Source organism: Kitasatospora sp. NPDC058063, assembly GCF_042885395.1.
GTDB classification, from domain to species: Bacteria; Actinomycetota; Actinomycetes; order Streptomycetales; family Streptomycetaceae; genus Kitasatospora; species Kitasatospora lactacystinica.
This window is the reverse complement of record NZ_JBHVSD010000003.1, coordinates 1-20320: the sequence shown is the minus strand read 5'-3', so window position 1 is coordinate 20320 and position 20320 is coordinate 1. Positions and strand designations below refer to the sequence as shown.

The following is a 20320-nucleotide window of genomic DNA, read 5'->3' as shown; positions in this document are numbered from 1 at the left end:
TGTAGACTTGCCCGGCGCCACAGCCTGTGATAAACAGATCACCCTGTGCATCTGTTCGAATTGGTACAGCGCTCCGGCCGGTCCGCCTCGCCCCGAAGGCCCTCGTCGACGGCGGCGACCGCGCCGGCACCGCGATCCTGCACAACCGGACACGGCCGGGCCCCCGTCACCGAAGACGCGTCGCCCGCCACGCCGGTATGCCGCACTCGCACGCCGATCTCGCTTGGAGAGGCGGACCCCGCCATGACTCTGCAACCCCCCCAGCCCCCGCCGAGCGCACTGCGCGCCGTCCTGGGCGCGCTCGACTCGGAGACCGCGCTGCGCCAGCCCGCCGCCGCAGCACTGCGTCATCCGACCGGCCCGCTGCTCCCCGCCCACCCCCTCGCGGTGCACGTCCTGACCGGCGGGCGCCCGGAGCTCCCGGCCGCCCGCCGCACCGGCTGGCGCTTCCTGATCAAGGACGGCGCCGAGGTGGCCGCCGCCGCCGAGGTGGTGCAGAGCACCGAGGGCCACACCTTCTCCCACTTCACCGCGGGCCCGTACCTCGACTCGACGGTCCGGGCGCTGCGCGAGGCCTGGCAGCTCGCCCAGACCTCCCGGACCCGCCGACAGCCCCGGCTGCTGACCTTCCCCGGCCAGTACGCCACGGCGCTGTGGCTGCACAGCCCCGACGGCGACCCGGCCGCCGACCTGCTGATCCCGCTGGCCCCGGCCCCGCTCGGCGTCACCGCGCACCGCGCCCGCCCGGCCGCCGAACTGCTGCCGCTGCTCGCCCGCGCCCCGCTCGCCAGGCCGCTGCTGCTCGGCTCCTCCTGACCCGCCGGCGCCCCCTCGGGCCGCCGGGCCCACCCGCCCGGCGGCCCGAGGCCGTACCCGCGCGCCCGCACGGCGCCCCGCAGTCCCCGGCCCCGCCGGCACACCCGCCCCCGCGGCTCCTCACCCGAACGGCGACCACCCGTCCGGGCCATCCGGCATGGCCTCATCGGGCCATGCCCCGGCTGACCCACTGGTGCGCCTTTTCCCGCCGGCCCCACCTGAACGGGTGATCTCTACCCGGGAGTTGTGGCGCATGTCACGAAATCCCTGCGCGCGGGTCCCGGGATGCCGACACTGGGAACCAGCGTGGAAGGACCCCCTGTCCTACCCACTTGAACGCCGGTCCACACTAGGCCGGCGTGCGGACAGGATCCGACCACCGCGGCGGTTCCGGACGGCACGGCCTCCGGCGACCGCACCACGGGGAGGATCGCAGAGCGAAGCGAGGGTACGCGTATGTGCCAGCACCGTCCTGAGTGCCCATCGGCCGAGTCCGAGGACCGCGAGGCGGCCGCGTCGGTGGCCCGCCATCCGGAGCAGGGCTGGAGCCTGCTCTGCAACGGCGTCGTCCTGTTCGAGGACACCGGAGAGCTGCTGCCCGACGGCCGGGTGATCGCCCCGCGCCGCCCCGTCGCCCACGCGGCCTGACCACCCGTCCGGCCGTACGGCGGGGGCAGCCGCCGACTCGACAGCAAGACGGGCAGGGCCCCGGCGGAAACTCCGCCGGGGCTCTGTCGTGCGGGTCGGACCTCCTAGGGCCCGGTCCGGTCAGACGCCGTACTCGTCCAGCGGCGGGCAGGAGCAGACCAGGTTGCGGTCGCCGTACGCGCCGTCGATCCGGCTCACCGGCGGCCAGTACTTGTCCGCCGGGTTCACGCCGGCCGGGAAGACCGCCTCCTGCCGCGAGTAGCCGTGCGCCCAGTCGCCGGCCAGCGTGGCGGCGGTGTGCGGGGCGTTGCGCAGCGGGTTGTCGTCGGCCGCCCACTCGCCCGAGCCGACCTTGTCGATCTCGGCCCGGATGGTGATCATCGCGTCGCAGAACCGGTCGATCTCGTACAGGTCCTCGGACTCGGTCGGCTCGATCATCAGCGTGCCGGCCACCGGGAAGGACATCGTCGGCGCGTGGAAGCCGTAGTCGATCAGGCGCTTGGCGATGTCGTCCACCGTCACGCCCGTCTCCTTGGTCAGCGGGCGCAGGTCGATGATGCACTCGTGCGCGACCAGCCCGCCCGGGCCGGTGTAGAGCACCGGGAAGTGCGGCGCCAGGCGCTTGGCGATGTAGTTGGCGTTCAGCACCGCGACCTGGGTCGCGCGCTTGAGGCCCTCGCCGCCCATCAGCCGGACGTACGCCCAGGAGATCGGCAGGATGGCCGCCGAGCCCCACGGCGCGGCCGAGATCGGGCCCACGCCGGTGGCCGGGCCGGCCTCCGCCTGCAGCGGGTGGTTCGGCAGGTACGGCGCCAGGTGGGCGCGCACCGCGACCGGGCCGACGCCCGGGCCGCCGCCGCCGTGCGGGATGCAGAAGGTCTTGTGCAGGTTCAGGTGGGAGACGTCCGCGCCGAACTTGCCCGGCTTGGCGAGGCCGACCAGGGCGTTCAGGTTGGCGCCGTCCACGTACACCTGGCCGCCGGCCTCGTGCACCAGGGCGCAGATGTCGGTGATCTGGGTCTCGTACACGCCGTGGGTCGACGGGTAGGTGACCATCAGCACCGACAGGTTGTCGCGGTGCTGCTCGATCTTGGCCTTCAGGTCCTCGACGTCCACGTCGCCGTCGACCAGGGTCTTCACCACGACCACCCGCATGCCGGCCATCACGGCGGAGGCCGCGTTGGTGCCGTGCGCGGAGGACGGGATCAGGCAGACGTCACGCTGGGTGTCACCGTTGGCGTGGTGGTAGGCGCGGACGGCCAGCAGGCCGGCCAGCTCGCCCTGCGAGCCGGCGTTCGGCTGGATCGAGACGGCGTCGTAGCCGGTCACCTCGACCAGCTGCTGCTCCAGCTGGCGGATCAGGGTGAGGTAGCCCTGGGCCTGGTCGATCGGCGCGAAGGGGTGCAGCTGGCCGAACTCCGGCCAGGTCACCGCCTCCATCTCGGTGGTCGCGTTGAGCTTCATGGTGCAGGAGCCCAGCGGGATCATGCCGCGGTCCAGCGCGTAGTCCCGGTCCGACAGGCGGCGCAGGTAGCGCAGCATGGCGGTCTCCGAGCGGTGGCTGTGGAAGACCGGGTGGGTCAGGTACTCGTCCTCGCGCAGCAGCGCGGCGGGCAGCGCGTCGGCGGCCTCGGGGACCTCGACCGGCTCGACGCCGAACGCGGCCCAGACGCCGGCCAGGTGCTCGCGGGTGGTGGTCTCGTCGGTGGAGACGGAGATCCGGTCCGCGCCGTCCTGGAACACGTTGATGCCGTTGGCACGGGCGGCAGCGGCGATCTCGGCGGCGCGGCCCGGGACGACGGCGGTGACGGTGTCGAAGAACTCGCCGTGCAGCAGCTCGACGCCGCCGGCCCGCAGGCCCTCGGCGAGGGCGGCGGCGTAGCGGTGGGTGCGCCGGGCGATGTCGGCCAGGCCGTCGGGGCCGTGGTAGACGGCGTACATCGAGGCCATCACGGCGAGCAGCACCTGGGCGGTGCAGATGTTGCTGGTGGCCTTCTCGCGGCGGATGTGCTGCTCGCGGGTCTGCAGCGCCAGGCGGTAGGCGCGGTTGCCGTCGACGTCGACGGAGACGCCGACCAGGCGGCCGGGCAGCGAGCGGGCGTACTCGGCGCGCACCGACAGGTAGCCGGCGTGCGGGCCGCCGAAGCCCATCGGTACGCCGAAGCGCTGCGAGGTGCCGCAGGCGATGTCGGCGCCCAGCGAGCCCGGGGACTTGAGCAGGGTCAGCGCGAGCAGGTCGGCGGCGACGGCGACGATCGCGCCCAGGCCGTGCGCCTGCTCGATCACCGGGGTGAGGTCGCGGACCACGCCGGTGGCACCCGGGTACTGGAGCAGCACGCCGAAGACGCCGCGCTCGGCGATCTCGGCCGGGATGCCCTCGGACAGGTCGGCGACGACGACCTCGACGCCGGTCGGCACGGCGCGGGTGTTGATCACCGCGACGGTCTGCGGCAGGGTCTCGGCGTCGACCAGGAAGACGCCGCCCTTGACCTTGGTGACGCGGCGGGCCAGCGCCATCGCCTCGGCGGCCGCGGTGCCCTCGTCCAGCAGGGAGGAGCCGGAGGTCGGCAGGCCGGTCAGGTCGGAGACCAGGGTCTGGAAGTTCAGCAGCGCCTCCAGGCGCCCCTGCGAGATCTCCGGCTGGTACGGGGTGTAGGCGGTGTACCAGGCCGGGTTCTCCATGACGTTGCGCAGGATCACCGGCGGGGTGAAGGTGCCGTAGTAGCCCAGGCCGATCATCGGCTGGAGCACCTGGTTGCGGCCGGCCAGCTCGCGCAGTTCGGCGAGGACCTGGGCCTCGGACCGGCCCGCGGGCAGGTCCAGGGCGGTGATGGAGCGGATCGCCTCGGGCACCGCGGTCCCGGCGAGCTCGTCCAGCGAGCCGTAGCCGACGGACGCCAGCATCTTCTCCTGCGCGGCGGCGTCGGGGCCGATGTGGCGGTTCTCGAAGGGGCTGGCCAGCTCAAGCTCGGTGAGGGTCGAGGCGCCGGTGGGGCGTCCCGCGTTCGGCTGGGCGTTCATGGTGGTCGAGGCCTCCTGGTCACGGACCGGCGGGGGTACGCACGCCGGCCGGCCCCACCGCTGCGGGCAGCGGACGAGCCTGGGCGCGCGGACCCAACAGGCCTCCCCCTCTGTCATCGGGACCTGAGAGCTTCACCCGCACGGAGCGCTGTGGGCGCTCCGCCGGCTTGCACCGTCGGTGAGGGTGGTGATCGCCGGCTTCCGTGCCGACGCTCCTGCCCTGCTTTCCAGAGTGACCTACCCCACACGGTACGGATGCCTGAGAGATTCCGGGGAGGAGTTGCTCCTTCGGCGCTCCGACCAGCGGTTTTCGTGATCGGAGACTCTCCCGAGCGGGCTCTGCGGTCGCCGCCCAGGGTACCAGCGGGAGGCCCCCCGATCACGGGTGTGTCTGGTCACTGGAGGTCTACGCGCGTCCCCCGGACGGTCCAGTGCCAACCCCGTACGGCGCACCCGGGGTCGCGCTCGTCCGATTCATGGCTTTTGGTGTGAAGTGGCGGACGGAATCGGGTGCTCCGGCCGCCTTCCTGCGGGAGTTCCGCAGGTTCAGCGCGCGGGAGGAAAGAAGTGCAGACGGACATCGACCCCCGGGACCTCATCGGCCACAAGGCCGTCGACCGCAACGGAGACAAGATCGGCACGGTCGACGAGGTCTACCTGGACGACGCCACCGGCCGGCCCGAGTGGGCCGCGGTCCGGACCGGCATCTTCGGCCGGGACGCCTTCGTCCCGCTGACCACGAGCGAGTTCGCCGGCGACGAGCTCCGGGTGCCGTACGACAAGTCGCTGGTGAAGGAGTCGCCGGACTTCGGCGTCGGCCAGCACCTGTCCCCCGCCCAGGAGCTCCAGCTCTACCGCTACTACGGGCTCGACACCCCGATGGACAGCCGCCCGAACGGCGAGAACGGGAGCCGGCCCAGGCAGCCCGACCTCGACTTCGGCACCACGGCGGCGGCCGCCGCCACGACGACCGCGGCGGCCCCGGCCAAGTCGCTCACCTTCCACACCCCCGAGCGGTCACCCGAGCGGTCGCCCGAGCACTCCCCCGAGCCCGCACCGGCCAGGACCCCCGCTGCCGCCGCCCCCGCTGCCGCCGACACCACCAGGACCGCCCCGGAGCCCGACATGCGGACCCTCAGCACCCCCGCGGCCCCCATGGCCCCCCCGCCGGCCGAGCCCGGCTTCGCCGCGCCCGCCGCCACCACCGCCTCCGCCGCCCCCGTCGTGGAGCCGAAGCCGCAGCCGCAGCCCGCCGCCACGCCCGCCCCGATGGCCACCACCACCGCGACCGTCACCGCGACCGCCGACGCCTCCTCGTCCGCCCCCAGCAGCCCGGTCGAGATCACCTGCCGGGAGGAGCGGCTGGAGATCACCACCGAGTGGCACACCCTCGGCACCGCGAAGCTGCGCAAGTACGTGACGACCGAACAGGTGGAGCGCCGCATCCCGGTGGTCCGCGAGCGCGTCCGGGTCGAGCGGACGCCGATCAGCGACGCCGAACGCGCCACGCTCACCGAGAAGGAGATCTCCGAGGCCGTCGAGGAGGTGACCCTCCGCGAGGAACGCGCGGTGGTGCGCAAGTACCTCGCCCCCGTCGAGCGGGTCCGCCTGATCGTCGAGCGGTACACGACCGAGGAGGTGGTCCGGGAGGAACTCCGCCGCGAGAACGTCGAGGTCCACGACGCCACCGCCGCCCGGCCCACCGCCTCGGCCACCCCCTCCCCTTCCTCCGCCCCGCCCTCCAGCGCGTCCCCTGACGCGGCCCGTGACACGACCCACGAGGCGCCCCGCCCGGCCGGCCTGCGGCCGCTCGTCTGACCGCGGGGGCAACGCCCCGCGACGAGGGCCCCGGACACCGTCCGGGGCCCTGGTCGCGCGCCCGAACGGCCCTTGTCGCGTACCCGACCGTTCGTCTTTGCCAAAGCTTAACCGCTCGATATTTGACACTCTGAAGTATCTCCCTGCATGGTTACTTCAGTTCATTCACTATGTACGGGAGGAAGCAACCGTGAGTGAGGCACCACAGCCCACCACCGCGGCCGAGAAGCAGAGCAGCGCCCGGGTCCTGCCGGCCCTCATCCTGGCGATGCTGTCGTTCAGCGTGGTGCAGACCGCGGTCGTCCCGATCCTGCCCTCGCTGGCCAAGGAACTGAGCGTCTCCGCCTCCAGCATCACCTGGCTGATGACCGCCAACCTGCTCTCCGCAGCCGTGCTGACTCCCCTCCTGGGCCGCTTCGGCGACCTCCGGGGCCGCAAGCCGATGCTGCTGATCTCGCTGGCCGGCCTGGTCGCCGGTTCGGCGCTGGCGGTCAGCACCCACTCCTTCACCTGGCTGGTCGTCGCCCGCGTCCTCCAGGGCGCCGGCGGTGGCGTCCTGCCGCTGGCGATCAGCATCGTCCGGGACGAGCTGCCCAAGCGGAAGGTGACCGGCGGCGTCGCCGCCATCAGCGCCTCGATGGGCGTCGGCTCCGGCCTCGGCCTGGTCGCCACCGGCCTCCTGCTGGAGCACTGGGACTACAAGTCGATCTTCTGGATGGGCCTGGTCTTCGGCCTGATCGCGATCGCCCTGGTCGCCTTCCGCGTCCCGACCGACCCGGTCACCGACAAGGAGGGCGGCGCCGACCCGCTCGGCGCCCTCACCCTGGCCGGCTGGCTCTCCGCGCTGCTGGTCGCGGTCAGCCAGGGCAACCACTGGGGCTGGACCTCCAACAAGACGCTCGGCCTGTTCGCCGTCGCCGCCGTGGTCGCCCTGGTCTGGGGGATCATCGAGACCAAGGTCGCGCACCCGCTCGTGGACATGAAGATGATGGCCCGTCCGGCCGTCGCCTTCACCAACGTGGCCGGCCTGCTCATCGGCTTCGGCATGTACGGCTCCTTCATGGTCATCAGCAACTTCGCCCAGACCCCGGAGAAGCTGACCCACTACGGCTTCACCGCCAGCGTGCTGCACGCCGGCCTGCTGCTGCTGCCGTCCGCGATCGGCTCGATGGTCGCCGCCCCGGTCGGTGCCCTGCTGATCGCCCGTCGCGGCCCGCGTCTGCCGCTGGTCCTCGGTGGCGTCCTCGGCGCCGTCGCGATGGCCTACCTGGCCGTGCGCCACGGGCACGAGGGCGACATCTACACCGCCTCGGCGATCTTCGGTCTCGGCGTCGGCCTCGCCTTCGCCGCGATGCCGGCCTACATCAACGGCGCCGTCCCGGTCGAGCAGAGCGGCATCGCCAACGGCATGAACTCCGTGCTGCGCACGGTCGGTGGCGCGATCGGCACCGCCGTCATGGCCGCCATCCTGACCGGCGACACCATGAAGCTGCCGCCGCAGATCCCGCTCTCCCTGCCCACCCTGGACGCCTACAAGCACGCGTTCTGGACGGCGGCCGTCATCTGCGCCGTCGCCGGCATCGTCCCGTTCCTGATCCGCGGCGGCACCGCGGCCGCCACCGCGACGGTCGCCGGCAGCGCGGCCCAGCAGGACTCCAGCCCCGAGCTGGTCAAGACCGACGCCTGACAGGGCGTCCGGCCCCCGCGCTCAGGGACAGGGCACGGGGCCCGGCCTCCGTACGTCGCGAGGGCATCACGAACGTACGGGGTCCGGCACGGTGATCGGCCCCACCCGGTACTCCCCCACCGGGTGGGGCCGCTTCGCGTTTCAGGCGCCCTCCGCCGGACCGCCGCCCTCGTCCGGCGCCCCGTCCGCCCCCTCGTCCCGGCGCAGCGGCAGCGGCCGGGAGGGTTCGAGCGCCGGGTCGTCCACCGCGAAGGTCCGCACCCGCCCGCGCTCGCTCCACGGCGTCTCGAACCGTACGGTGACCCTCCCGACGCCGCTGCCCTGCACCCAGCCCGGTCCGTACTCCGCGTGCCGGACGTCCTGCCCGGGCATCCAGCGCCGCACCACGACGGCCTCCGGCTCCTCCGCGGCCTCCTCGGTCTCGGCCGCCGCCTCCGCGTGCTCCGCGGCCTCCTCCCGCAGCGCCTGGGCGAACAGGTCCTCCTGGGTGTAGTCGGCGAGTTGGGCGACACCCACGCCGAGCAGCCGGACCCCGCCGGTGATGTCGACCTGCTCGGCCAGCCGGCGCGCGGTCGCGGTGATCACCGTCTCGTCGTCGGTGGGCCCGCCCAGCGTCTCCGAGCGGGTCAGCGTCGAGAAGTCGAACCGCCGGACCTTGAGCACCACCGTCCGCCCGGAGCGCCCGGCCGCCCGCAGCCGCCGCACGCACCGCCCGGCCAGCGCCTCCACCTCGCGCAGCACCCGCTCCCGGTCGGCCAGGTCCACCTCGTAGGTGTCCTCCACCGACACGGACTTGGCGTCCTGGTCGGCGATCACCGGCCGTTCGTCCAGCCCCGTGGACATCTGGAAGATCCCCGCGCCGTGCGCCCGCCCGACCAGCTGCACCAGCTCCGCCTCCCCCGCCTCCGCGAGGTCGGCCACCGTGTTCAGCCCGGCCCGGCGCAGCACCTGCTCGGTGGCCGGCCCGATCCCGGGCAGCGCCCGCACCGGCATCGGGCCGAGCACGGCCCGCTCCTGCCCGGGCTCGACCATCACCAGCCCGTCCGGTTTGGCCTGCTCGGAGGCGATCTTGGCCATCAGCTTGGACCCGGCCGCCCCGACCGATCCGGTCAGCCCGGTCAGCCGCTGGATGTCCGCCCGCAGGTCCTCCGCCAGCGCCAGCACCAGCCGCTCGCCGGTCTCGTGGTCCGCCTCCAGCAGCGCCGGTCCGTACGGACCGGCCTCCAGGTCCACGAAGGCCTCGTCCAGGCTGAGCGGCTGCACCAGTGGGGAGAGCTGCCGCAGCAGCCCCATCACGATCTCGCTGTTCTGCCGGTAGGCCTCGAACCGCCCCGACAGGAAGGCGGCGTTGGGGCAGAGCCGGCGCGCCTGCGCCATCGGCATCGCCGAATGCACCCCGAACCTGCGTGCCTCGTACGAGGCCGTGGAGACCACCCCGCGTCCGCCGAGCCCGCCGACGACCACCGGCTTGCCGCGCAGGCTCGGCTTGGCCGCCTGCTCCACCGCCGCGAAGAAGGCGTCCATGTCGAGGTGGATGATGCTCGGCAGAGATCGCACCCGCCGATCATCGCGTACGGGTCCGACAGTGCGTGCGAACCCGGCCGGACGGCCCGCGCCCGGGGGCTACCGCTTCGCCGCCTCCGCCAGCGCCTTCGGGATGCCGTCCTCCTGGGGCCCCAGGAACAGCGGGTCCGGCCGCAGCCAGGCGTTGGCCGCGGCCTTGCCCGCCCCGGCGACCTCCCGCAGCCCGCCGTACAGCCAGGTCGCGTCGTGCAGTTCCGGCACGCCGACGGCGTAGGAGCGGATGCCCGCCGCCTCGCACAGGGCCAGCGCCCGGCGGACGTGGAAGTCCTGGCTGACCAGCACCGCGTGGTCCACCCCGAAGATCCGGCGCGCCCGGGTGCAGGAGTCCCAGGTGTCGAAGCCCGCGTAGTCGCGGACCACCCGGTCCTCGGGCACCCCGTGCTCGGTCAGGTAGGTGTACATCGCGTCGGGCTCGTCGTACTCGATCCGCCCGTTGTCCCCGGTCACCAGGATCGCCTGCACCTTCCCCTCCCGGTACAGGTCCACCGCCGCGACCAGCCGGTGCTCCAGGTACGCGGAGGGCTTGCCCTGGTACAGCCCGGCGCCGAAGACCACGGCGACCGGCGCGGAAGGTGCGCTCTCCACCGTGCCCACCCGGTCCCCGGCGGCGAACCACACCCAGGCGCTCGGCGCCAGCGCGAGCGAGCAGAGCACCGTTCCGACCTGGAACACCCTGCGCTGCGTCCGCCGCTGCCGCAGCCGCGTCCTCAGCAGCCCGGCCCTGCGCCGCAGCAGCCCCGATATCCCGGTGCCGACCTCCACGTGCCCTCCCTCGATCCCGTCAACCAGGCAACACGACGAGGCCGCGGGTCCGAACGGTTCCCCGTCCGGGCCCGCGGCCCCGTCGAACGCCTGCTCAGACCGCCCGGTTGCGCCGCTGGGCCAGCTCGTCGGCCGGGTCGTGCCCGACCAGGGTCTCGCCGGTGTCGGTGCGCTCGGCGTGCAGCCGGCCGAGGGTGAGCTCCAGCTCCCGCCAGACCGCTCCCACCGCGATGCCGAAGACTCCTTGACCGCCCTTCAGCAGGTCCACCACCTGCTGCGGCGTGGTGCACTCGTACACCGTCGCGCCGTCGCACATCAGCGTCAGCCCGGCCAGGTCGGCCTGGTCGGCGGCCTGGAGGTGGGCGACCGCCACCCGGATGTTCTGCAGCGAGACACCCGCGTCGAGCAGCCGCTTCACGATCTTCAGCAGCAGGATGTCGCGGAAGCTGTAGAGCCGCTGGCTGGTCGACGGGTACGCGGTGCGGACGCTGGGCTCCAGCAGTCCGGTGCGGGCCCAGTAGTCCAGCTGGCGGTAGGTGATGCCGGCCGCCGCGCAGGCCGTCGGGCCGCGGAAGCCGAGCAGGTCGGACGTCGGGGCCAGCCGCTCGATGGCCGGCTGGCCCGGTTGTACGGCCGGGAACCTGCCCATCCGGGGGAGATCCGTGACGGTGCGAGCGGTGCGCGGCATGTGCACGGCGCACCGGCCTCCCACGGCCGCGTCATCGCCGGTGCTGCTCATGCCTGCCTCCGTCCACTTGTGCTGCGGGCAACCCGACTGCGGGCATCGGCCACCCGGACAGCCACTCCTGACGGTAGGCAGTCCCCTATGACCCGTCAACGATCGCCACGCCGGGTCAGACAAACCACATCACTCAGGAGAGTGGTTTTTCGTGCCCCTAGTGTGGGTAGATGGACGGTTTTTGGCAAAACGGTCGGCCACATGGCCGCACGGCCGGTCCCCGCTACTGCGGACCGCTGCCCCCGAAGTCCTCGGGCGACACCTGGTCGAGGAACTCGCGGAACTTCTCGACCTCGTCCTCCTGCTCGTCCGGGATCGCGATGCCCGCCTCGGCGAGCACCTCCTCGCTCCCGTAGATCGGCGTGCCGGTGCGCAGCGCCAGCGCTATGGCGTCGGACGGCCGGGCGCTCACCTCGACCCCGCCGGAGAAGACCAGCTCGGCGTAGAACACGCCCTCCCGCAGGTCGGTGATCCGGACCTCGGTGAGCTGCTGGCCGAGCGCCTCCAGGACGTCCTTGAAGAGGTCGTGCGTCAACGGGCGCACCGGCGTCATGCCCTGCTGGGCGAAGGCGATCGCGGTCGCCTCGCCGGGGCCGATCCAGATCGGCAGGTAGCGATCGCCCCCGACCTCCCGCAGCAGCACGATCGGCTGGTTGGAAGGCATCTCCACTCGGACACCCACGACGTCGAGCTCATTCACACACGCAACCCTATGGCTCCGCTCCCGGATATGAAAGCGCAGAGCCGACGCCGCTGGTCAGCGCGGTGCAGCCGGTGCCGCCGGAATACCACGGCCGCTATCCGCGGGACCGCAGACCGGCCTGGACCATCGCCGCGTGCAGCCGCACCGACAGGGTCGCGAGTTCCCGGGCGGTGGCCTCCGCGTGCGCCCTGGTCTGCGGGTTCCGGTGCCGGCGCAGCGGCGCCACCACCTGCTCCACCAGCGCGATCTCGCGGTCCGCCGCGGCCTTCATGGCGCGCAGGTGCCGGGGCTCCAGGCCGTACCGGCCGAGCTCCGCGACCAGTCGGGCCACCTGGAGCGCCTCGCCGTCGTAGCCTCCGTCCGGGCCCGCGGCGACCAGCCCGTAGGACTCCCACTCGGCCAGCTCGGGTTCCCCAGCCTCGGCCGCCGCGAGCAGTTCGGCACGCCCCAGCCGGACGCCGGAGGGCACCTCGCCGGCGGCCACCAGCTCCCGGTCCGCCTCCTCCAGCGGCCCGGGCCGGGTGTCGGCGGCGGAGGGCAGCGCGGGAGGGTTCTCGCCGCGCTCGATCGCGTCCAGGTGCTCCCGGATCACCCGCAGCGGCAGGTAGTGGTCCCGCTGCATGCGCAGGACGTAGGCCAGCCGCTCGACGTCGGCCGGGCTGAACTTGCGGTACCCCGAGGGCGTGCGCTGCGGCTCGACCAGCCCCTCCGCCTCCAGGAAGCGGATCTTGGAGATGGTGACCTCGGGGAAGTCGTCGCGCAGGAAGGCCAGCACCGCGCCGATGCTCAGCAGTTCGTCACCACCGCGCCGCCGCCCGGCGGGCCGCTCGCTCCGGAGCGGCTGCCGCGGGCCCGCGACCACCCCGCGCCCGCCGCGGTCCGCCTGCGGACCGGACGGGATGGGGGTGGCCGCCCCGAGAGAAGAGGAAGGGGTATTCGTATTCACTCGGGCTCCTGCCGACGTCGCTTTCAGTACCCCCGGTTGTGGCCGGCGAAGAACACCAGCCGGTACTTCCCGATCTGCACCTCGTCGCCGTTGTTCAACGACACCTCGTCGATCCGCTCCCGGTTCACGTAGGTGCCGTTGAGGCTGCCCACGTCCGCGACGCTGAAGCCGGCCGGGGTGCGGCGGAACTCCACGTGGCGGCGCGAGACCGTGACGTCGTCCAGGAAGATGTCACCCTGCGGGTGACGACCCGCCGTGGTGATGTCCGAGTCCAGCAGGAAGCGGCTGCCGGAGTTCGGACCGCGCTGCACGATCAGCAGGGCCGAGCCCGGCGGCAGCGCGTCGATCGCCGACAGCACCTCGGCCGACAGGGCCGGCGTGGCACCGGTGCCGGTCGTGGTGGTGGGGTCGTACGACTCCAGGCCGGAGATGGAGATGGTCGACGTGGTCTCCGCCGCCCCCTCCGGGAGCAGGCCGCCGCGCAGCGCCGTGCCGCAGTTGGAACAGAACCGGGCCGAGGCCGGGTTCTGGTTGCCGCACCTGGGGCACGGAGTGGGGCCAGCCATGTTCACAGCCTCCTGGCGCGGCACACCCGACGGGTTGTGCCCGGCGTACGGATCCGGGGCAAACCCTCCACCAGAGGTTGAGGGTCCTGACGGGAAACCTATGCGCGGCTCGCCGGAGGGGTCAACCGACGCGCCGTAGCCCGCCGGATTCCCCGCGTACTGGGCGGCGCCGCCGTCCCGGTACAGCTGCTGACCTGCGTACGGCGCGGCCTCGGGGGCCGGACGCATGCCCGGCACTGCGGGCTCGTCCTCCGGTCGGCGGTGACGCGCGGTGGGCGCCTCGACGGCGGCCGCGTCACGGCCCTTGTTGCGACCGAACAACTTCGAGAAGAAACTCACGGGCGAATCCCCTTGCGTGTGACAGACCCGCCCGCGGGGCAGGGTGAGAACCTCGGACATGCTGCGAGCCCGGTCGTTGCGGCTCGGGATCGCCGGAGCGGTACCCCGGCGGTCGGTACTGCGGTTGTTGCTCCGGAGCGTACTGGTGCGAACCAGTCTCGCCCATGTGACGGCGGCGTCCCCCGGCGGGTGCCGCCCGCCCTTGACGGGCCGTTCGTCGAGCGCCCCGTCACTTCGGAGCCGGCTTGGCGTACTGCGGCGACTTCGCGTCCACGAGGGCGTCGACGACCACCTTCTGCTGCTGGGCGATCGTCGCCCGCGCCTGGTTGCTCTCCAGCGTGCGGACGACACCTCCCGGGATGTTCAGCGCGGGTGTCAGATCCTGCGGGTTCCCCACGACCGTGAAGCGGTAGGGCTGCGAGACCTTCTTCCCGTCGATCTGCACTCCACCGCCCGACACATCGGTGAAGTAGGTGTTGACCACCACGCGCACGTCGTTGATCTGAATCGCCTCCGCCCCCGCCGCTCGAAGTTCTTGCAGGGTGTCCAGCAGCATATCTGCCTTCACCTGCCCTTGGGGATCATCGACCGTGAGTACGATGCCCGGACCAGTGGCTTTGACGGTACCGGCGAGCACACCGAGCTCCGTCACCTTCTTCCTGGTCTGCTCCTGGGCCTCCTTGGCCTGGTTGGAGCTGTTCTCCAACTTCGCCAGGGACTGCTCCAGCTCCGCCTTCTCCTGCTGGAGACGCTGCTGACGGCTGTCCAGTTCGTCGAGGATCCGCACCAGGTCCTCCTGACGGGCCCCGCGCAGCTGGCTGTGGTGGTCGTTGGTCGACCGCACCTGGATCGCCAGCCCCAGGCCGAGCGAGAACAGCAGCAGCGCCACCACCAGCTGCCCGCGCGACAGCCGCGGCGGCCAGAGCGCCGCCTTCAGCCGCCGCCGGCCGGTGTCCCGGTCCGAAGCGGGCTCGGGCTCGGGCGCCGCTTCCGGCTCGACCTCGGGCTCGGACTCGACCTCGGACTTGGGCTCGGCGCCAGGTGCGGGTACCGGCTCGGACTTCGCCTCGGCGACGGGCCCGGCCTTCGCCTCCGGCTTCGTCCCGGCTTTCGTCCCGGCCACGGGTGCCGGCCCGACGACCTTCGTGAGCCGCAGCGTCGGCGCGGGCGCCGGATCGGCCTCAAGCTCAGCCTTAGCGTCAGACTTCTCCTCCGGGGCCTCCTCGGCGGCGGTCCCCCCGGCCGCCCCGGCGGCCACGGCCGGGTCCTCCGAGCCTTCCGGACCGGACTCCCCCTCCGCCTCCGGCCCGGGGGCGCCCACGGCCTTCTCCGCGGGCTTCACAGCCGCCTTGACACCGACGGCCTCCCGAGGTTCCCCGCCCGGCTTCCCGGCGGCCGGACCGACCGCCGCGGCCTCCGGCTCCTGCGCCACCGCCTCCTCGCGGCGCGGCTCAGGCACGGAAGACATGGCGCCGGATCGCGGCCGCGTTGGAGAAGATGCGGATGCCGAGGACGACGACCACACCGGTGGACAGCTGCGAGCCGACCCCCAGCTGGTCACCGAGGAAGACGATCAGCGCCGCGACCACCACGTTCGACAGGAACGAGACGATGAACACCTTGTCGTTGAAGATCCCGTCGAGCATCGCCCGGACACCGCCGAACACGGCGTCCAGCGCCGCCACCACCGCGATCGGCAGGTAGGGCACGACGGCGTCCGGCACCTCGGGTTGGACGAAGAGGCCGACGACCACCCCGATCACAAGACCCAGTACGGCAATCACGGTCTGGCTGCTCCTGTCCCTGTCGTGGTCTTGGTGGGTCCGGTCGACGGACGCCGCTTGGTGGTGGGAGTGCCGCCGGGCCCGGCCGAGGAGGCCGATGCGGAGGACGGGGCCGATGGTGAGACGGACGCGGCGGGGCTCTCCTGGGTTCCGGCTCCGGTCGGCGGCGTACCGCCCGGAGTCGTCGGGGAGGCCGCGGGCGAGGTCTCGGGCGTCACCGGCTGCGCGGTCCGCAGCGTCACCCCCACCGCCGCCGGCAGTGTCAGGTTCTTCTGCACGGAGAGCGTCGACTTGATGCCGTACTGCTCCTGGAGCAGCCGCAGGTACTGCCCGGCCATGTCCTTCTCGAAGGCGGTGAGGAGCTTCGGGCCGTCCCCGACCGCCTGGATGCTGTACGGCGGCACCAGCGGCCGGTTGTCCACCAGCACCGCCTCGCCGGCGGCCCGGATCGCGGACAGCGCGGTCAGCCGCTGGCCGTTGATCGCGATCGCCTCGGCCCCGGATCCCCAGAGGCCGTTCACCACCAGCTGCAGGTCACGGTCCCGCAGCCGTCCGCTGTTGGAGAAGCCCTGCCCGGCCCGCGGGTCGACGTTGCCGCCGGCGCCCGTGCCCGTGGCGTCCTCCAGGACCAGCTTCAGGCCCGGCCCGGCGACCGGGCCGAGGCCCACGGCCCCGCTCAGCCCGCCGGGATCGCCGTCCCCCGAGGCGAGCGCCTGCTGCTGGGTGCTGTCGACCTTGAGCCGCAGCTCCTGCACCTGCTTCTGCAACTGGTCGGCCGAGGTGTTGCTGTCGTTGATCCGGTGGATCAGCGCGTCCCGCTCCTTGGCCAGCGACGGCTCGGCCTTGTGGGCGTTCACCGCGCCCACCGTCACCACCCCGCCGACCAGCGCCAGCCCGGCGCCGAGCGTGAGCAGCCCCTGCCAGGTGCCGGGTATCCGGCTGTCGCGGGCTCCGCCGCGCGCGGCGGCCGCCTCCGCATAGCCCTCGTCGAGGCTGTGGTCCATCACATTGGTCAGCAAGGACATCGAGGCGTCCGGACGGTTGTACCGTCCGTTCGGGGCACTCGGTGTCGGCGTCGCTGGCATGGAGACCATCGTCCCACGCCGCCGACGGGCCCCGTGCACGGCCCCTGAGCTGCACACACGCTGCACACATGACGGAAAGTGACGGATTGTTCCGAATAGTGTGAAAACGGACAGCGGGGCGCACGGATCACACCGCGCGCCCCGCCGTTCGAGGCAGTTCCGAGCCTCAGGCAGTGCTCAACCCCGGACGCTCACCGCCCCGCTCCGTCGACCACGGCCGCCCACTCGTCCAGCAGCGCCTCGGTGGCCTCGTCGTCCGGGCCCTCCGCCCACAGGTGGGTGACCGCCTCGGCCGGGTCCGGCAGCACCAGCGTCCACCGCCCGTCGGCCTCGACCACCCGGACGCCGTCGGTGGTGTCCAGCCGACGGCTGCCGGCCGCCTCCACCACCGAGCGCATGACCATGCCCTTGGCCGCCCACGGCGTCGCGATGTCCCGGCGCCGGATGTGCGCCTGCGGAATCCGCGCGTCGATCTGGCTCAGCGTGAGCTGGGTCCGCGCCACCAGGCCGACCAGCCGGACGAACGCCGCGGCGCCGTCCAGCACCCCGCTGAACTCGGGCACCACGAAACCGCCGCGCCCGTCCCCGCCGAACACCGTGCCCTCGGCGGAGGCCGCCTTCGCGAGGTCGTCCGGCGTCGTCGTGGTCCAGATGACCTGGGTGCCGTGGTACGCCGCGACCTGCTCGGCGATCCGGGTCGTGGTCACCGGCAGTGCCACCTGCCCGCTCCGCCGCTCGGCCGCGACCAGGTCCAACAACACCAGCAGCGCCCGGTCGTCGTCGATCACCCGGCCGAGCTCGTCCACGAACGCGACGCGCTCGCCCACCGGATCGAACCGGACGCCGAAGGCCGCCCGCGAGGAGGCGACCAGCTCGCCCAGCCTGGCCAGCCCGGCCCTGCGCTCCTCCGCGTCCTCCGTCGGCCTGGCCTCGTCCAGCCCGGTGGAGACGGTCAGCGCCTCCACCCCGAGCCGGCCGAGGATGCTCGGCAGAACCAGGCCCGCGCTGCCGTGCGCGGTGTCCACCACCACCTTCAGCCCGGCCTCCCGGACCCCGGTGGTGTCCACCGTCCGCAGTAGGTTGCCCGCGTAGGAGTCGAAGACGCTGGACGGGAAGGTCAGGTCCCCGATCTCCCCCGGGAACGCCCGCCGGTACTCCTGACGTGCGTAGACCCGGTCCAGCTTGCGCTGGCCCGCCTGCGAGAGGTCCGCCCCGCGCTCGTCGAAGAAGAGGATGTCCAGCGAGTCCGGCACACCCGGCGTGGTCCGCAGGAAGATCCCGCCGGCGCTCCCCCGGGCCGTGTGCTGCCGGGCCACCGGCATGGGCACGTTCTCCAGGTCGCGGACGTCGATCGCGGAGGTCTGGAGCCCCGAGATCATCGCCCGTTTGAGCGCACGCGCACCACGCGAGTGGTCACGCGCGATGGTGACGGTGGCGCCCTTCTTCAGCGTCGTCGCGTACGCCCCCGCCAGCCGCACGGCCAGCTCCGGGGTGATCTCGACGTTCAGGATGCCCGAGACGCCGCGCACCCCGAACAGGTGCTCCTGGCCGCGCGACTCCCAGATCACCGAGGTGTTGACGACGGCGCCGGCCTCGATGGTCTTGAACGGGTAGACCCGGACGTTCGCCCCGATGATCGACTCCTCGCCGACCAGGCACTCGTCCCCGATCACCGCGCCGTCCTCGATCCGCGCGGCCCGCATCACATCGGTGTTCTTGCCGACCACGCAGCCCCGCAGGTTGCTCTGCGGCCCGACGTAGACGTTGTCGTGCACCACCGCCTTGTGCAGGAACGCGCCGCGCTTGACGACCACGTTGCTGCCCAGCACGGTGTGCTCGCGGATCTCCACCCCGGCCTCGACCTTGGCGTAGTCCCCGATGTACAGCGGCCCGCGCAGCACCGCCTCCGGATCCACCTCGGCACCCTCGGCGACCCAGACGCCCGGGGAGATCTCGAATCCGTCCAGCTCGACGTCGACCTTGCCCTCCAGGACGTCGGCCTGGGCCTTGCCGTAGCTCTCGTGGGTGCCCACGTCCTCCCAGTAGCCCTCGGCGACGTAGCCGTAGACCCGCTTGCCCTCCTTCAACAGCTGCGGGAAGACGTCACTCGACCAGTCGACGGACTCACCCGCCGCCACGTAGTCGAAGACCTCGGGCTCCATCACGTAGATACCGGTGTTCACCGTGTCGGAGAAGACCTGCCCCCAGGTCGGCTTCTCCAGGAACCGCTCGACCCTCCCCTCGTCGTCCGTGATCGTGATGCCGAACTCCAGTGGATTCGGCACTCTCGTGAGACAGACGGTGACCAGCGCGTTCTTGCTGCGGTGAAAGTCGATCAATTCCGAGAGATCGAAGTCGGTCAGCGCGTCACCGGAGATCACCAGAAAGGAATCGTCCTTGAGCGCGTCCTCGGCGTTCTTGACACTCCCCGCAGTGCCCAGTGGCGTCTCCTCGTGGGCATAGGTCAGATGCATGCCCAGCTCTTCGCCGTCACCGAAATAGTTCTTGACCAGCGACGCCAGGAACTGCACGGTGACGACGGTGTCGGAGAGGCCGTGCCGCTTCAGCAGCCGAAGCACGTGCTCCATGATCGGCCTATTGGCGACCGGAAGCAGCGGCTTCGGCATGCTGGAGGTCATCGGGCGGAGTCGGGTGCCCTCGCCCCCTGCCATTACAACGGCTTTCATTACGGGTGCGTCCTCCTTCGCGGTGGTGGACCAACAGGTCCATCAAAGCGTTCCAGAAGGTTCTCTACCCGGAAGGTATCGTCCGACGCACCGATGAGGCGTGGGGCTTCTCTCAGATCACGTCTCAGACTGTGGACGCGGAGCCCGCGGTGCTCGCCCGGACGATCCGCCGAGCCTGAACCGCGTAAAGAATCGCGGCCCACCAGTACAGTGTCGTCCCCCACCAGATGAACGCCCAGCTCACCACCTCGGCCGGCCGGGCGATCCAGCTGTCCACACTGCCGAGCAGCAGAAGCGGAAAGGCGTACATCAGATTGAAGGTCGCCGCCTTGCCCAGGAAACTCACCTGGAGCGGTCCGTAGCCGTGCCGGTTCAGAATCGGCAGCAGCGCGGCGATGAATACCTCACGGGCCAACAGGATCGCGGTGAGCCACCACGGCAGAATCTCACGCCAGGTCAATCCGACCAGCGTGGACAGCACATAGAGCCGGTCGGCCAGCGGATCGAGCAGCTGCCCCACCCGGCTGATCTGCCCCCACCGCCGGGCGAGCTTCCCGTCCAGGTAGTCGCTGATCCCGCTCAGCATCAGGATCAACAGCGCCCAACCGTCATTGTTGGGCCCGTCGAACACCGGCCACAGGATGAGCCAGAGAAAGAGCGGAACACCGACCAGCCGGCCCATGCTCAGCATGTTGGGGATGGTGAGGACGCGATCGGTCTGGACCCGCGTCTCCTGGACCTCCACCCGGGGGCCTCCTGTCCCGTATGACGACAATTGCATGTTGACCCTACAACAGAGAAGCCCCCGACCGGTTCACCCGGCGGGGGCTTCTCTAGAATAATTGTTCGGCGGCGTCCTACTCTCCCACAGGGTCCCCCCTGCAGTACCATCGGCGCTGTAAGGCTTAGCTTCCGGGTTCGGAATGTAACCGGGCGTTTCCCTCACGCTATGACCACCGAAACACTATGAAACTGTCACCGCACACCCGACAAAATTCGGGCGGGTCGTTGTTTCAGAACAACACAGTGGACGCGAGCAACTGAGGACAAGCCCTCGGCCTATTAGTACCGGTCAACTCCACCCCTCACAGGGCTTCCATATCCGGCCTATCAACCCAGTCGTCTACTGGGAGCC

16 protein-coding genes, 2 rRNA genes and 1 riboswitch are annotated in these 20320 nt (G+C 71.9%); of the genes, 4 read left to right on the top strand and 14 right to left on the bottom strand.

Features of this window, described 5'->3' with window-relative positions; translation table 11 throughout:
- Nucleotides 1-243: 243 nt before the first annotated feature.
- Complete coding sequence (locus tag ACFVUY_RS06690) at nt 244-816, top strand: hypothetical protein (RefSeq protein WP_387727846.1); 573 nt, start codon at nt 244-246, stop codon at nt 814-816.
- Nucleotides 817-1272: 456 nt separating this feature from the next.
- Nucleotides 1273-1464 carry a DUF5999 family protein gene (locus ACFVUY_RS06685; protein ID WP_188300053.1) on the top strand — a complete coding sequence of 64 codons (192 nt, stop codon included), beginning with the start codon at nt 1273-1275 and terminating at the stop codon, nt 1462-1464.
- Between the two features lie 120 nt (nt 1465-1584).
- On the opposite strand, the gene gcvP is transcribed toward ACFVUY_RS06685, so the two are convergent.
- Complete coding sequence (gcvP, locus tag ACFVUY_RS06680; protein ID WP_387688271.1) at nt 1585-4485, bottom strand: aminomethyl-transferring glycine dehydrogenase; 2901 nt, start codon at nt 4483-4485, stop codon at nt 1585-1587.
- A gap of 237 nt (nt 4486-4722) precedes the next feature.
- Nucleotides 4723-4826, bottom strand: a riboswitch (glycine riboswitch).
- 226 nt (nt 4827-5052) lie between these two features.
- On the opposite strand from gcvP, the gene ACFVUY_RS06675 reads away from it, so the two are divergent.
- Both ACFVUY_RS06675 and ACFVUY_RS06670 read left to right on the top strand, forming a co-directional pair.
- Nucleotides 5053-6303 (top strand): PRC and DUF2382 domain-containing protein, encoded by a 1251-nt coding sequence (locus ACFVUY_RS06675; protein WP_387727844.1) that lies wholly within the window; start codon nt 5053-5055, stop codon nt 6301-6303.
- 190 nt (nt 6304-6493) lie between these two features.
- Nucleotides 6494-7990 carry an MFS transporter gene (locus ACFVUY_RS06670; protein ID WP_387727842.1) on the top strand — a complete coding sequence of 499 codons (1497 nt, stop codon included), beginning with the start codon at nt 6494-6496 and terminating at the stop codon, nt 7988-7990.
- 141 nt (nt 7991-8131) lie between these two features.
- Here ACFVUY_RS06670 and ACFVUY_RS06665 read toward each other — a convergent pair whose 3' ends face one another.
- From ACFVUY_RS06665 to ACFVUY_RS06605, 13 genes are all read right to left on the bottom strand, one after another.
- Nucleotides 8132-9547, bottom strand: a complete 1416-nt coding sequence (locus ACFVUY_RS06665; RefSeq protein WP_380548855.1) for a DNA polymerase IV — start codon at nt 9545-9547, stop codon at nt 8132-8134.
- Between the two features lie 66 nt (nt 9548-9613).
- On the bottom strand, nt 9614-10336 hold the full coding sequence (locus ACFVUY_RS06660; protein ID WP_387727839.1) for a vancomycin high temperature exclusion protein: 723 nt from the start codon (nt 10334-10336) through the stop codon (nt 9614-9616).
- A gap of 94 nt (nt 10337-10430) precedes the next feature.
- Complete coding sequence (locus ACFVUY_RS06655; protein ID WP_359915012.1) at nt 10431-11075, bottom strand: MerR family transcriptional regulator; 645 nt, start codon at nt 11073-11075, stop codon at nt 10431-10433.
- A 223-nt stretch (nt 11076-11298) separates the two neighbouring features.
- Entirely contained in the window at nt 11299-11775 is a 477-nt protein-coding gene (locus ACFVUY_RS06650) for a bifunctional nuclease family protein (RefSeq protein ID WP_224276619.1), read from the bottom strand.
- 97 nt (nt 11776-11872) lie between these two features.
- Nucleotides 11873-12568 carry a MerR family transcriptional regulator gene (locus ACFVUY_RS06645; protein ID WP_359915026.1) on the bottom strand — a complete coding sequence of 232 codons (696 nt, stop codon included), beginning with the start codon at nt 12566-12568 and terminating at the stop codon, nt 11873-11875.
- Between the two features lie 179 nt (nt 12569-12747).
- Nucleotides 12748-13629 (bottom strand): FHA domain-containing protein, encoded by an 882-nt coding sequence (locus ACFVUY_RS06640; RefSeq protein WP_359915009.1) that lies wholly within the window; start codon nt 13627-13629, stop codon nt 12748-12750.
- A gap of 229 nt (nt 13630-13858) precedes the next feature.
- Nucleotides 13859-14752, bottom strand: coding sequence for a DUF881 domain-containing protein (locus tag ACFVUY_RS06635; protein WP_387728208.1), 894 nt, complete (start codon nt 14750-14752; stop codon nt 13859-13861).
- A 328-nt stretch (nt 14753-15080) separates the two neighbouring features.
- Nucleotides 15081-15413, bottom strand: coding sequence for a small basic family protein (locus ACFVUY_RS06630; RefSeq protein WP_030062488.1), 333 nt, complete (start codon nt 15411-15413; stop codon nt 15081-15083).
- Nucleotides 15410-16498, bottom strand: a complete 1089-nt coding sequence (locus ACFVUY_RS06625; RefSeq protein ID WP_387727837.1) for a DUF881 domain-containing protein — start codon at nt 16496-16498, stop codon at nt 15410-15412. The genes ACFVUY_RS06630 and ACFVUY_RS06625 overlap by 4 nt, the downstream gene beginning before the upstream one ends.
- Before the next feature lie 191 nt (nt 16499-16689).
- Complete coding sequence (locus ACFVUY_RS06620; protein ID WP_387688284.1) at nt 16690-19185, bottom strand: sugar phosphate nucleotidyltransferase; 2496 nt, start codon at nt 19183-19185, stop codon at nt 16690-16692.
- 124 nt (nt 19186-19309) lie between these two features.
- Nucleotides 19310-19930, bottom strand: coding sequence for a CDP-alcohol phosphatidyltransferase family protein (locus tag ACFVUY_RS06615; protein WP_359915003.1), 621 nt, complete (start codon nt 19928-19930; stop codon nt 19310-19312).
- 99 nt (nt 19931-20029) lie between these two features.
- A 5S ribosomal RNA gene (gene rrf / locus ACFVUY_RS06610) occupies nt 20030-20146 on the bottom strand.
- Nucleotides 20147-20227: 81 nt separating this feature from the next.
- Nucleotides 20228-20320: ribosomal RNA gene (locus ACFVUY_RS06605) — 23S ribosomal RNA — on the bottom strand; the annotation flags it as partial.